This is a genomic window from Paragemmobacter kunshanensis, from assembly GCF_011059185.1.
Lineage (GTDB): Bacteria > Pseudomonadota > Alphaproteobacteria > Rhodobacterales > Rhodobacteraceae > Paragemmobacter > Paragemmobacter kunshanensis.
Window position 1 is genome coordinate 33,673 of the sequence record NZ_JAALFE010000015.1, and the last position, 12,983, is coordinate 46,655.

Genomic DNA, 12,983 nt, shown 5'->3' on the forward strand with positions numbered 1-12,983 from the left:
TCGTCCTCGCGAAAGATTCTTTCGCCCAAAGGCACGATTTCAAAAGTTTCGGCAAGCCCAAAAATGCCGCATCGCAGCAAACGCCCTCACGTCACCCCTCCCAGCCCGTCCCAGATCAGCTTCAGCGATATCGCCAGCAGCGCCCAGGTCACCGCCTTGAAGAACAGCGCCTCGGGCAGCACCCGCACCAGCCGCACCCCGGCAAAGACCGCAGCCGCCGCCACCGGCATCAGCAGCACCGCCACATGCAGGTTCTCGGGCGAAAACTGGCCCAGCGCCCAATAGGGGATCAGCTTCACCGCATTGATCACCGCAAAGGCGATGGTGGACGTCCCCGCAAAGACCGTCTTCGTCATCTTCAGGGGCAGCGTATACACCTGATAGGGCGGCGCGCCCGAATGGCTCACGAAACTGGTGAACCCCGTCACCGCCCCCCAGAACAGGCCCGGCGCAACCTCGGCCCGCTTCGGCGCGGCATCCGGCCTGGGTCGCAGGATCAGGTTCAGCGCGAAGACCAGCCCGATCAGCCCGATCATCGCCGTCACCACCGCCTCGGACACCAGGCTCGCCGTGGCCCAGCCCAGCGCGATCCCCGCCACCGCCCCCGGCAGCAGGATCGCCAGCACCCGGCCGTCGTAATCCCGCCGATAGGCCCACAGCCCGAACATGTCCGACACCACATAGACCGGCAGCAGCAGGCCCGCCGCCGTCACCGGGTTGATCGCCAGCGCCAGCACCGGCACGCCCAGCATCCCCACCACCGGGATCCCGCCCTTGCCCGCGCCCACAACGACCGCCGCCGCCACCGCCGCCGCCCAGAATGCCAGCCCGTCCATCGCCGCCCCCTCTGCCCCACGCCGCCTTTAGCGCAAACAATGCCCCGCCACCACCGCTCCCTGCCGCATTTGCCGCATGCCATTGTATACAATACCCGGTTCACAACGCTTGCCAGACGGCGCTTTGGGGCGTAGCAAACCACCCGACTCATCTCAGACGGAGGATCCGGACCATGGCACGACCCAAGATCGCCCTCATCGGCGCCGGCCAGATCGGCGGCACGCTCGCCCATCTCGCCGCCATCAAGGAACTCGGCGATGTGGTGCTTTTCGACATCGCCGAAGGCACCCCGCAGGGCAAGTCGCTGGACATCGCGCAGTCCGGCCCGTCGGAAGGCTTCGATGCCGTGATGAAGGGCACCAATGACTATGCCGATATCGCGGGCGCCGATGTCTGCATCGTCACCGCTGGCGTGCCGCGCAAGCCCGGCATGTCGCGCGACGATCTTCTGGGCATCAACCTCAAGGTGATGAAGTCGGTCGGCGAAGGCATCAAGGCCCATGCCCCGAAGGCCTTCGTCATCTGCATCACCAACCCGCTTGATGCGATGGTCTGGGCGCTGCGCGAGTTCTCCGGCCTGCCCCACAACATGGTGGTGGGCATGGCCGGCGTGCTGGACTCCGCGCGCTTCCGCCACTTCCTCTCCGTCGAGTTCAACGTCTCCATGCGCGACGTGACGGCCTTCGTCCTCGGCGGCCACGGCGACACGATGGTCCCGCTGACCCGCTACTCCACCGTCGCAGGCATCCCGCTTCCCGATCTGGTCCAGATGGGCTGGACCACGCAGGAACGTCTCGACGCCATCGTCCAGCGCACCCGTGACGGCGGGGCGGAAATCGTGGGCCTCCTGAAAACCGGCTCCGCCTTCTACGCCCCGGCCACATCGGCCATCGAAATGGCCGAAGCCTTCCTCAAGGATCAAAAGCGCCTCCTGCCCTGCGCGGCCTATGTGAAGGGCGCCTATGGGCTTGACGGCATGTATGTGGGCGTTCCCACCATCATCGGCGCGGGCGGGATCGAACGCGTCGTGGACATCAAGCTGAACGCCGCCGAACAGGCGATGATGGACAAGTCCATCGACGCCGTGAAGGGCCTCGTCGCCGCCTGCAAGGGCATTGACCCGTCGCTGGCCTGATCGCCAAACCCGTGTTAACCAGCAGGGGCGTCCCGCCACGGGACGCCCCTTCTTCTTTCCCTGAAAGGCCCCGACGATGGACTACGGCAAGAACGGCAACCCCAAGATGGCCAAGGACAGCCACCACCCGCTCGACCAACCCCGCCGCGGCGCGCCCAAGGGCGATGATGCAGCGGCGAAGAAAAAGGCCGAACTGCTGGCCCGCATGAAGGCCGCAGCCGAGGCGCGCAAGTCCAAGGATTGACCTGACCGGAGGCACCCATGCCCCTTTCCCTTTCCCCCAAAGCCCTTTTCCTGACCGCCCTTTCCCTCGCCCCCCTGCCCGCCACGGCGCAGGACCTCTCGGCCGAAGTTGCCACCTCCGGCCTCGCCGCGACTGTCGCGCGCCTCGAAACCCTCGCCGCGCCCACCGAGTCCGACCGCTTCGCCCTGGGTGGCCTCCGCTTCCTGCGCGCGGTAGAGACCACCTATCAGACCCGCTGGCGCACCGGCCTTGACGATCCCTCGGGCATGATCCCCCTGCTGCGGCTCGAACAGGGCGTCTCGCCCACGGCCGCCTCCACCCCCGGCGATGTGGCCGGCCTCTTCGCGCAGGCCGCGCAGGACATGGAAGCCGCCCGCGCGCCCTTGCACGGCCTCGCCACCGGCCCCGAATTCTCCGTCGAAATCCGCCTCGCCGACCTCTGGTTCGACGTGAACGCCGATGGCACCCGCACGCCGGATGAAGACCTGATGCAACTCCTCGGCCCCACCCTGATGGGCTGGCGCTGGTTCGACCGCGACCCCGCTGCCCCCGCCCCGACGATCCGCTTCGACCGCGCCGATGCCGCATGGCTCTCCGCCTATACCCACCTGCTCGAAGGCGCAGCCAAGACGATCCTCGCCTATGATCCGACCGATGCCCTCACCCGTGCCGCAGCCGCCCGCGACGCGATGGAGGCCATCTCGCCCCCCTATGCCGAAGAGATCTTCGTCATCCGCCCCTGGGTCGATGCGCTCTGGGTCATGCTCGATGCGCTGGACCAGCAGCCCGATGCTGCCCGCCTGACACAGGCGCAGAACCATTTCCTCTCCGTGATCGCAGAGAACCGCGCCTTCTGGACCGCGGTGGAAGCCGAATCCGACAACGATGCCGAATGGCTCCCCAATGCGCGCCAGACCTCTGCGCTTGGCCTGACGCTGCCGCCGGAAACCGGCCCCACATGGCTCGCCGTGCTGGCCGATGGCGAGGCGCTGCTCAAGGGCGAGAAACTCATCCCCTACTGGCGCCTCGGCGATGGCGGCGGCGTCAACCTCGCCCGCATGTTCACCAACCCGGCCCCGATCGACGTGAAGGACTGGATCCAAGGGTCCGGTGCCCTGCCCTATCTGGAACAGGGCGCAACCGTCAGCGCCGAAAGCTGGCGCGCCTTCGAAGCCATGATGGGCGGCGAGGCGATGCTGATGTCCATCTGGCTGAACTGACCGGGGGCGGCGGGGTGAACCCCGCCCTACAGCACCCTGCCCCCCGCCCGAAGGCCCCGGATCACGTCCGGGGCGGGGTCATCCTCTGTGCGTCGGCGCACCCTTAACCACGAACCCGCGCCCCGCCCTCTCGGGATTTGTATGCACAGCCGTCTGCACTGCGCTGCTGCACTGCGCCGCTGAACGCCTCAAATCCGCAATCCCCCGGAATTGCACAACAATCCGCCCGCCATTGACAAGCCGCGCGCCCCACGGTCCCATCCCGGCAAAGGGGACATACCGCATGACCACACGCACCGAAGACCTCGCCGCCCGCCTGATGCGCTACTGCGCCGTCGACACCCAATCCGATGCCGACAGCCCCAGCCAGCCGTCAACCGCGATCCAGCTGACCCTCGCCCGCATGCTGGTGCAAGAGCTTGAAACCATTGGCGCATCCGACATCACCCTCACCGATTACGGCACCGTCCTTGCCACCATCCCCGCCACCGCGCCGGGGCCGACCATCGGCTTCCTCGCCCATATGGACACCGCCCCCCAGTTCAACGCCACCGGCGTCAAACCCCGCCTGATCCCCGGCTACAACGGCGGCGCGATCACCTATCCCGACAACCCGGCCCTGACGCTCACCCCCGAAACCTCGCCTAACCTGTTGAAAAAGCTGGGCCACGACATCGTCACCGCCTCCGGCACCACGCTTCTGGGCGCCGATGACAAGGCCGGCATCGCCATCATCCTGCATACCGCGCAAACCCTCCTGAACGACCCCAGCATCCCCCACGGCCCCATCCGCCTCGCCTTCACCCCGGACGAAGAAATCGGCCGCGGCGTCGACAGACGCCTCCCCAAGGACCTCAACGTCGACTGGGCCTATACCTTCGACGGCGGCGAAGCAGGCGAGATCGAGTATGAAACCTTCTCCGCCGACGGTGCCGAAATCCGCATCGAAGGCGTCTCGATCCACCCCGGCCTCGCCAAGGGCAAGATGGTCAACGCCATCCACCTCGCGTCCAAGATCATCGCGGCGCTGCCGCAGCATACGATGCTGCCCGAACTCACCGATCACCGCGACGGCTTCATCCACGCGACCGACATGACAGGCGGCTCCTCCGCCATGACACTCCGCTTCATCCTGCGCGATTTCGAACGCGAAGGGCTTGAGGAAAAGGGAAAAATCCTCCGCGCCGTCTGCGACGCGGTGCAGGCAACCGAACCCCGCGCCACCATCACCTGCACCATCACCCCCCAATACCGCAACATGCGCTACTGGCTGGAAAAGGACATGCGCCCCGTCGAACTGGCGCAAGCCGCCTGCCGCGACATCGGGCTCGCCCCCGTCTCCGTCCCCATCCGCGGCGGCACCGACGGCTCGCGCCTCACGGAAATGGGCGTCCCCTGCCCCAATCTCTTCACCGGCATGCAGGAAATCCACGGGCCGCTGGAATGGGTATCCGTACAGGACATGGAACGCGCCAGCGACCTGATGCTCGCCATCCTCCGCCGCGCGGTCCAGTGACCCATCCTTCCCCCTATGCCGCCCCCGGCTTCTACGACGACGCCCTGCGCAAGGGCCGCCACCGCGATATCGTCGGCGGCCGCTGGGATGAAACACCGCGGATCGTGCTGCCCCTGCTGGCGCAGCACGGCCTTTCCGAAACCGACCACCTGCTGGATATCGGCGCAGGCGCGCTGCGCCTGGGCCGCCACCTCGCCCCGATGGTCACGGAATACTGGGCCACCGACGCCTCCCGCGCCCTGATGCTTAAGGGTTGGGAAACCGAACTGGACGAGGCTACCCGCAAACGCCTCCCGCAAGACCACCTGATCGAAGACGCAACCTTCGCCTATCCGCAGATCCCCGACAGCATCACCGCCGCCCTCGCCTTCGCCGTCTTCACCCACCTGCCCGCCCGCAGCCTTCACGATGCCTTAACCAACCTCCGCCCCCGCTTCCCCCACCTCCGCCACGTTTTCTTCACCCTCTTCCTCTGCCCCGAAGGCCATACCGGCCCCCATCGCCAGAAGGATGGCGTCGTCACCCATCCCGACCGCTTCCCCTGGCACATGACCGAAACCCAGGCGCTGACCATCGCCGAAACCGCAGGCTTCCCCGCCACCGCCCAGCCCCACCGCCTGCCCCGCGGCCAGATCCTGTTCACCGCCCAGCCCCTCTGAAACCCCGTCCCGGGCCTGACCCGGGACCTCCGGGAAGACCGGCTGGCACAAGGCCCCGGGTCAGGCCCGGGGTCAGGCCCGGGGCGGGGTCGCCCGACGAATCAGCCTTTATCGCTAACAGATTACAACTTGTGATCACACGTTTTCGGCGTGTGATCACAAAATGTCGATTTTTGCCCCGAAACTCCGGTATACCGTAGAATACCGTTTCAACGCTGCCCATTTCCATGGCAATAGGCCCCAAAACCACAATGATGGGACGGTTGCGATGAACATCCACGAATATCAGGCCAAGGCGCTGCTGCGCTCCTACGGCGTCCCGGTATCCGATGGCCGCGTGGTGCTGAAGGCCGAAGAGGCCAAGACAGCGGCCGGCGAACTTGATGGCCCGCTCTGGGTGGTCAAGGCCCAGATCCATGCCGGCGGTCGCGGCAAGGGCCATTTCAAGGAACCCGAAGCCGGCGAAAAGGGCGGCGTCCGCCTTGCCCGCTCGGTCGAAGAGGCCAACCAGTTCGCCCGCCAGATGCTGGGCCGCACCCTCGTCACCATCCAGACCGGCCCGGCAGGCAAGCAGGTCAACCGCATCTATATCGAAGACGGCTCCGACATCGCGCGCGAGCTTTACCTCGCCATCCTGATCGACCGGCAGACCTCGCGCATCTCCTTCGTCGCCTCCACCGAAGGCGGCATGTCGATCGAGGATGTGGCCCATGACACGCCCGAAAAGATCGTCTCCTTCTCGGTCGATCCCGCCACGGGCCTGTCGGATTTCCACGGCCGCCGCGTCGCCTTTGCCCTGAAACTCGAAGGCCAGCAGGTCAAGCAATGCGTCGCCATGGTGAAGAACCTCTACCGGCTCTTCATCGAGAAAGACATGGAGATGCTGGAGATCAACCCCCTCGTGGTGATGACCGACGGCAACCTGAAATGCCTTGACGCCAAGATGGGCTTTGACTCGAACGCCCTCTACCGCCACGCCGACATCGCCGCCCTGCGGGACGAGACGGAGGAAGATCCCAAGGAACTCGCCGCCTCCAAGTTCGACCTGAACTACATCGCGCTGGACGGTGAAATCGGCTGCATGGTCAACGGCGCGGGCCTTGCCATGGCCACGATGGACATCATCAAGCTCTACGGTGCTGAACCCGCCAACTTCCTTGATGTGGGCGGCGGCGCGACGAAGGAAAAGGTGACCGAGGCCTTCAAGATCATCACCTCCGATCCCAACGTCAAAGGCATCCTCGTCAACATCTTCGGCGGCATCATGCGCTGCGACATCATCGCCGAAGGCGTGATCGCGGCGGTCAAGGAAGTGGGTCTCAAGGTGCCGCTGGTCGTCCGGCTTGAGGGCACCAATGTCGAACTCGGCAAGGACATCATCAACAAATCCGGTCTCAACGTGATCGCCGCCGACAACCTGTCGGACGCCGCCCAGAAGATCGTCAAAGCGGTGAAGGGGTAATCCAATGGCCGTTCTCGTCAACGAAAACACCCGCGTCATCTGCCAGGGCTTCACCGGCAGCCAGGGCACTTTCCACTCCGAACAGGCCATCGCCTACGGGACCAAGATGGTCGGCGGCGTGACCCCCGGCAAAGGTGGCACGACGCACCTTAACCTTCCGGTATTCGATTCCGTGCATGAAGCCAGGGCCATGACCCAAGCCAATGCATCCGTGATCTATGTCCCCCCGCCCTTCGCTGCGGATTCGATCCTCGAGGCCATCGACGCCGAGATGGAACTGATCGTCTGCATCACCGAAGGCATCCCGGTGCTGGACATGATGAAGGTCAAGCGCGCGCTGGAAGGGTCGAAATCCCGCCTGATCGGGCCGAACTGCCCCGGCGTCATCACGCCCGATGCCTGCAAGATCGGCATCATGCCCGGCCATATCCACAAGCGCGGCTCCGTCGGCGTGGTCTCCCGCTCCGGCACCCTCACCTATGAGGCGGTCAAGCAGACCTCCGATCTCGGCCTCGGCCAATCTTCCGCCGTGGGCATCGGCGGCGACCCGATCAAGGGCACCGAACATATCGACGTGCTGGAAATGTTCCTCGCCGACCCGGAAACCCAGTCGATCATCATGATCGGCGAAATCGGCGGCAGCGCCGAAGAAGAAGCCGCGCAGTTCCTGAAGGATGAGGCGAAGCGCGGCCGCGCCAAGCCCTGCGCGGGCTTCATCGCGGGCCGCACCGCGCCCCCCGGCCGCCGCATGGGCCATGCTGGCGCGATCGTTGCAGGGGGCAAGGGCGACGCGGAATCGAAGATCGAGGCGATGCGCTCCGCAGGCATCGTGGTGGCCGACAGCCCCGCGACGCTGGGCGAGGCGGTGATGAAGTCGCTGGGCAAATGACAGGCCGGGCCATGGAGACCGGGATGATGGATGCACGCACCAAAACAGTCATCGCCTCTTTCATGGCCCTCTTCGGCATTCTCGCCCTCGCGGCCTGGGCCTCGCTGAACCAGGCACAGCCTAATGCGGCGCTCACCCGCGCCGTATTCGGACAGACGGAATAGAAGATCCCATCCCGGCGGCAGGAGACGTCCTGCCGCCTTTCCCATGAAGGGGAGACGAAAGTTAATGACCGAGCATTCGCCGAACGACCAGTTCCACGCCTCCAGCTTCCTGCAAGGCCACAACGCCGAATATATCGACCAGCTTCAGGCCCGCTACGCCGCCGATCCGAACACGGTCGATGCGCAATGGGCCGAATTCTTCCGCGCCCTCGGCGACAGCGAGATGGACGCCAAGCGTCAGGCCGCAGGCCCCTCCTGGGCGCGCGCCGACTGGCCGCCCGCCCCCGCCGATGACCTGACCGCCGCCATGACCGGCGAATGGCCCGCCGCCCCGGTGAAAGAGGCCCGCGCCGCCGCTGCCAAGATCTCCGACAAGGCCGCCGAAAAGGGCGTCTCCCTCTCCGACGCGCAGCTTCAACGCGCCGTGCTGGACAGCATCCGCGCCCTGATGATCATCCGCGCCTATCGCATCCGGGGCCATCTGGTGGCCGATCTCGATCCGCTGGGGATGCGCGAAACGACGCCCCACCCCGAGCTTGACCCCGCCTCCTACGGCTTCACCGAGGCCGACATGGACCGGCCAATCTTCATCGACAAGGTGCTGGGTCTGGAAACCGCCTCCATGCGGCAGATCATCGACATCGTGAAGCGCACCTATTGCGGCACTTTCGCCCTGCAATACATGCACATCTCCGATCCCGAACAGGCCAGCTGGCTGAAGGAGCGGATCGAAGGCTACGGCAAGGAAATCGCCTTCACGCGTGAAGGCCGCCGCGCCATCCTGAACAAGCTGGTCGAGGCGGAAGGTTTCGAAAAATTCCTCCATGTCAAATACATGGGCACCAAACGCTTCGGTCTTGACGGGGGCGAGGCGCTCATCCCCGCGATGGAACAGATCATCAAGCGGGGCGGCGCGCTCGGCGTGAAGGAAATCGTCATCGGCATGCCCCACCGGGGCCGCCTGTCGGTGCTGGCCAATGTCCTGGCCAAACCCTATCGCGCCATCTTCCACGAATTCCAGGGTGGCTCCTACAAGCCCGAGGATGTGGATGGATCGGGTGACGTGAAATACCATCTCGGCGCCTCCTCCGACCGCACCTTCGACGGCAACACCGTCCACCTGTCGCTGACCGCCAACCCCTCGCACCTTGAGGCGGTGAACCCCGTCGTCCTCGGCAAGGTCCGCGCGAAGCAGGATCAACTGGGCGACCAGACCACCCGCTCCTCCGTCCTGCCGATCCTGCTGCACGGCGACGCGGCCTTCGCGGGCCAGGGCGTGGTGGCCGAATGCTTCGGCCTGTCGGGCCTGCGCGGCCACCGCACCGGCGGCACCATGCATATCGTGGTGAACAACCAGATCGGCTTCACCACCGCGCCCCACTTCTCGCGCTCGTCGCCCTATCCGACGGATATCGCGCTGATGGTCGAGGCCCCCATCTTCCACGTCAACGGCGACGACCCCGAGGCCGTGGTCCACGCCGCCCGCGTGGCCACCGAATTCCGCCAGAAGTTCCACAAGGACGTGGTGCTGGACATCTTCTGCTATCGCCGCTTCGGCCATAACGAAGGCGACGAGCCGATGTTCACCAACCCGGCGATGTATACCCGCATCAAGAAGCAGAAGACGACGCTTCAGCTTTACACCGAACGCCTCGTGAAGGACGGCCTCATCCCGGAAGGCGAGATCGAGGATATGAAGGCCGCCTTCCAGGCCAAGCTCAACGAAGAGTTCGAGATCGGCAAGAACTTCAAGCCGAACAAGGCCGACTGGCTGGATGGCCGCTGGTCCGGCCTCGATCGCGAGAAAGAGGAATACCAGGCCGGCCAGACCGCGATCAAACCCGAAACCATGAAGGAAATCGGCGCGGCCCTGACGCGCATCCCCGAAGGCTTCGACATCCACAAGACCGTGGCCCGCCAACTGGAGGCCAAGTCGAAGATGTTCGAAACCGGCAAGGGATTTGACTGGGCCACGGCCGAGGCGCTGGCCTTCGGTTCGCTTGCGACAGAAGGCTTCCCCGTCCGTCTGGCCGGGCAGGACTGCACGCGCGGCACCTTCTCGCAGCGCCACTCCGCCTTCATCGACCAGTCGACCGAGGAACGCCACTATCCCCTGAACCACATCCGCGCGGGTCAGGCCCGGTATGAAGTCATCGACTCGATGCTCTCGGAATATGCGGTCTTGGGCTTCGAATACGGCTACTCGCTGGCCGAACCCAATGCCCTCGTGATGTGGGAGGCGCAGTTCGGCGATTTCGCCAACGGCGCGCAGATCATGTTCGACCAGTTCATCAACTCGGGCGAACGCAAATGGCTGCGGATGTCGGGCCTTGTGATGCTGCTGCCCCACGGCTTCGAAGGCCAGGGTCCGGAACATTCCTCCGCCCGCCTCGAACGCTTCCTGCAGCTTTCGGCCGAGGATAACTGGATCGTCGCCAACTGCTCTACCCCGGCGAACTATTTCCACATCCTGCGCCGCCAGATCCACCGCAGCTTCCGCAAGCCGCTGGTGCTGATGACGCCGAAATCGCTCCTGCGCCATCCGATGTGCATCTCGGATGCCGATGATTTCACCACCGGCTCCACCTTCCACCGCGTCCTCTGGGACGATGCGCAAAAGGGCCATTCGGACCTGAAGCTGAAGGCGGATGCCAAGATCAAGCGCGTCGTGATCTGCTCGGGCAAGGTCTATTACGACCTGCTGGCGGAACGCGACAAGCGGGGCCTTGACGATGTCTACCTGCTGCGCCTCGAACAGTTCTACCCCTTCCCGGCCATGTCCATGGTCAAGGAACTGGAACGCTTCAAGGGCGCGGAAATCATCTGGTGTCAGGAAGAACCCAAGAACCAGGGGGCCTGGACCTTCGTCGAACCCAATCTCGAATGGGTGCTCACCCGCATCGGCGCAAGGAACAAGCGCGCCGCCTATGCCGGGCGCGCCGCTTCGGCCTCGCCCGCAACCGGCCTCGCCTCGCGGCACAAGGCCGAACAGGACGCGCTGGTGAACGAAGCCCTTGGCACAACCGCCTGAACCTATCGCGCCCGCGCCAGATCGGGCGCGGGCCACCCAGATCAGCAAGCCGCCAGAGGCGGCGCGGAGGAAGAAGATGACCGATGTTATGGTGCCCGCCCTCGGGGAAAGCGTGTCCGAGGCCACGGTGTCGACCTGGTTCAAGAAGCCCGGCGACTTCGTGAAACAGGACGAGATGCTCTGCGAACTTGAAACCGACAAGGTCTCGGTCGAAGTGCCCGCCCCCGTCTCGGGCGTGCTGGCCGAAATCATCGCCCCCGAAGGCGCGACCGTGGCCGCCAATGCCCGCCTCGCCATCATGACCGAAGGCGGCGCCGCTGCCGCGCCCGCCCCCAAGGCCGAAGCCGCGCCCGCCGCAGCCGCCCCCGCGCCCGCGCCTGCGGCCAAGGATGTGGAAGATGCCCCCGCCGCCAAGAAGGCGCTGGCCGAGGCCGGCCTGTCGCGTGATCAGGTGCAGGCCACCGGCCGTGATGGCCGCGTGATGAAGGACGATGTCGCCCGCGCCGTGGCAGGTGCCGCAGGCGCCGCCGCCGCAGCAGCGGCCCCCGCGCCTGCGCCCGCCGCCATCCCCCGCGCCCCCGTCCCCGCCGACGATGCCGCCCGGGAAGAGCGGGTCAAGATGACCCGCCTCCGCCAGACCATCGCCCGCCGCCTGAAAGACGCGCAGAACACCGCCGCGATGCTCACGACCTATAACGAGGTCGACATGTCCGGCATCATGGAACTCCGCAACACCTACAAGGACGCGTTCGAGAAGAAGCACGGCGTCAAGATGGGCTTCATGTCCTTCTTCGTGAAGGCCTGCACCCATGCCCTGAAGGAAGTGCCCGAGGTCAACGCCGAAATCGACGGCACCGACGTCGTCTACAAGAACTATGTCCATATGGGCGTGGCTGTCGGCACGCCCTCCGGCCTCGTCGTCCCGGTGGTGCGCGACGCCGATCAGATGGGCTTTGCCCAGATCGAAAAGAAGATCGCCGAACTGGGCATCCGCGCCCGCGACGGCAAGCTCAGCATGGCCGAGATGCAGGGCGGCTCCTTCACCATCTCGAACGGCGGCGTCTACGGCTCGCTCATGTCCTCGCCGATCCTGAACCCGCCGCAATCGGGCATCCTCGGCATGCACAAGATCCAGGACCGCCCCGTGGTCGTGAACGGCCAGATCGTCATCCGCCCGATGATGTATCTCGCCCTCTCCTACGACCACCGGATCGTGGACGGCAAGGGCGCGGTGACCTTCCTCGTCCGCGTGAAAGAGGCGCTGGAAGACCCGCGCCGCCTGCTGATGGACCTGTGAGGAGCGGCGGGGTGAACCCCGCCCTACCGCGCCATCGTAGGGCGGGGTTAACCCCGCCTTACGCCGCCGCAAGGAACCCGATCCCATGACCCCCGAACTCACCGCCCTCACCCTCGCAGGCCTGCTGCAAATGGTGCAGTTCATCCTCTTCGCGGTCCCCGCCAATATGGAGCTTGGCACCCGCTACACCTCCGGCCCCCGCGACCGCGCGCCGGAACGGCCCTTCTCCACCCTGACGGGCCGCCTGCAACGCGCCATGAACAACCATTTCGAAGGGCTGATCCTCTTTACCCTCGCGGTCGTGGTCGTCACCCTTTCGGGCCAGTCCAGCGCTGCCACCGCCACCTGCGCCTGGGCCTATCTCGTGGCCCGCCTCCTCTATATCCCGGCCTATGCCTGGGGCTGGCGCCCCTGGCGCTCCGCCATCTGGGCGGTGGGCTGGTTCGCCACGCTCGGCCTCATGCTGGCCGCGCTGATCTGACATGACAGGTATGCACAGCCGTCTGCACCGCACGCTGCACCAACCGCT

At 65.7% G+C, this 12,983-nt stretch carries 11 protein-coding genes and 1 pseudogene; 11 read left to right on the forward strand and 1 reads right to left on the reverse strand.

Translation table 11 applies throughout. From position 1 onward, the window contains the following. Positions 1 to 86 precede the first annotated feature (86 nt). Positions 87 to 836, reverse strand: coding sequence for a sulfite exporter TauE/SafE family protein (locus tag G5V65_RS14955; RefSeq protein WP_165051598.1), 750 nt, complete (start codon positions 834 to 836; stop codon positions 87 to 89). Positions 837 to 1,009: 173 nt separating this feature from the next. Here G5V65_RS14955 and mdh point away from each other — a divergent pair, with 173 nt between their 5' ends. From mdh to G5V65_RS15010, 11 genes and pseudogenes are all read left to right on the forward strand, one after another. Beyond that, a complete protein-coding gene (gene mdh, locus G5V65_RS14960; protein ID WP_165051600.1) occupies positions 1,010 to 1,972 on the forward strand; it encodes a malate dehydrogenase in 963 nt (320 codons plus the stop codon). Positions 1,973 to 2,048: 76 nt separating this feature from the next. Then, positions 2,049 to 2,216 carry a hypothetical protein gene (locus G5V65_RS14965; RefSeq protein WP_165051602.1) on the forward strand — a complete coding sequence of 56 codons (168 nt, stop codon included), beginning with the start codon at positions 2,049 to 2,051 and terminating at the stop codon, positions 2,214 to 2,216. A gap of 17 nt (positions 2,217 to 2,233) precedes the next feature. Further along, positions 2,234 to 3,436 (forward strand): hypothetical protein, encoded by a 1,203-nt coding sequence (locus G5V65_RS14970; protein ID WP_165051605.1) that lies wholly within the window; start codon positions 2,234 to 2,236, stop codon positions 3,434 to 3,436. A gap of 283 nt (positions 3,437 to 3,719) precedes the next feature. After that, positions 3,720 to 4,952, forward strand: coding sequence for a peptidase T (pepT, locus tag G5V65_RS14975; RefSeq protein ID WP_165051607.1), 1,233 nt, complete (start codon positions 3,720 to 3,722; stop codon positions 4,950 to 4,952). Beyond that, on the forward strand, positions 4,949 to 5,611 hold the full coding sequence (locus G5V65_RS14980) for a class I SAM-dependent methyltransferase (protein ID WP_165051609.1): 663 nt from the start codon (positions 4,949 to 4,951) through the stop codon (positions 5,609 to 5,611). The genes pepT and G5V65_RS14980 overlap by 4 nt, the downstream gene beginning before the upstream one ends. A 268-nt stretch (positions 5,612 to 5,879) precedes the next feature. Next, the gene (gene sucC / locus G5V65_RS14985) at positions 5,880 to 7,073 is read left to right on the forward strand and encodes an ADP-forming succinate--CoA ligase subunit beta (protein ID WP_165051612.1); all 1,194 of its coding nucleotides are present in this window, start codon (positions 5,880 to 5,882) and stop codon (positions 7,071 to 7,073) included. A 4-nt stretch (positions 7,074 to 7,077) separates the two neighbouring features. Further along, on the forward strand, positions 7,078 to 7,962 hold the full coding sequence (gene sucD, locus G5V65_RS14990) for a succinate--CoA ligase subunit alpha (protein WP_165051614.1): 885 nt from the start codon (positions 7,078 to 7,080) through the stop codon (positions 7,960 to 7,962). A 23-nt stretch (positions 7,963 to 7,985) separates the two neighbouring features. Next, positions 7,986 to 8,126: a hypothetical protein gene (locus G5V65_RS14995; RefSeq protein WP_165051616.1), complete on the forward strand. Its 141-nt coding sequence runs from the start codon at positions 7,986 to 7,988 to the stop codon at positions 8,124 to 8,126. Positions 8,127 to 8,190: 64 nt separating this feature from the next. Continuing rightward, on the forward strand, positions 8,191 to 11,157 hold the full coding sequence (locus tag G5V65_RS15000; RefSeq protein WP_165051618.1) for a 2-oxoglutarate dehydrogenase E1 component: 2,967 nt from the start codon (positions 8,191 to 8,193) through the stop codon (positions 11,155 to 11,157). A gap of 67 nt (positions 11,158 to 11,224) precedes the next feature. Further along, a pseudogene (odhB, locus tag G5V65_RS15005) lies at positions 11,225 to 12,454 on the forward strand (2-oxoglutarate dehydrogenase complex dihydrolipoyllysine-residue succinyltransferase); the annotation flags it as partial. A gap of 85 nt (positions 12,455 to 12,539) precedes the next feature. Beyond that, positions 12,540 to 12,935, forward strand: a complete 396-nt coding sequence (locus G5V65_RS15010) for an MAPEG family protein (protein ID WP_165051621.1) — start codon at positions 12,540 to 12,542, stop codon at positions 12,933 to 12,935. The last annotated feature ends 48 nt before the right edge of the window (positions 12,936 to 12,983 follow it).

What these genes read in the sequence shown, in the direction of transcription:
- G5V65_RS14955 (WP_165051598.1), bottom strand. Translation starts at nt 836, where the DNA reads ATGGACGGGCTGGCATTCTGGGCGGCGGCGGTGGCGGCGGCGGTCGTT.
- mdh (WP_165051600.1), top strand. Translation starts at nt 1,010, where the DNA reads ATGGCACGACCCAAGATCGCCCTCATCGGCGCCGGCCAGATCGGCGGC.
- G5V65_RS14965 (WP_165051602.1), top strand. Translation starts at nt 2,049, where the DNA reads ATGGACTACGGCAAGAACGGCAACCCCAAGATGGCCAAGGACAGCCAC.
- G5V65_RS14970 (WP_165051605.1), top strand. Translation starts at nt 2,234, where the DNA reads ATGCCCCTTTCCCTTTCCCCCAAAGCCCTTTTCCTGACCGCCCTTTCC.
- pepT (WP_165051607.1), top strand. Translation starts at nt 3,720, where the DNA reads ATGACCACACGCACCGAAGACCTCGCCGCCCGCCTGATGCGCTACTGC.
- sucC (WP_165051612.1), top strand. Translation starts at nt 5,880, where the DNA reads ATGAACATCCACGAATATCAGGCCAAGGCGCTGCTGCGCTCCTACGGC.
- sucD (WP_165051614.1), top strand. Translation starts at nt 7,078, where the DNA reads ATGGCCGTTCTCGTCAACGAAAACACCCGCGTCATCTGCCAGGGCTTC.
- G5V65_RS14995 (WP_165051616.1), top strand. Translation starts at nt 7,986, where the DNA reads ATGATGGATGCACGCACCAAAACAGTCATCGCCTCTTTCATGGCCCTC.
- G5V65_RS15000 (WP_165051618.1), top strand. Translation starts at nt 8,191, where the DNA reads ATGACCGAGCATTCGCCGAACGACCAGTTCCACGCCTCCAGCTTCCTG.
- G5V65_RS15010 (WP_165051621.1), top strand. Translation starts at nt 12,540, where the DNA reads ATGACCCCCGAACTCACCGCCCTCACCCTCGCAGGCCTGCTGCAAATG.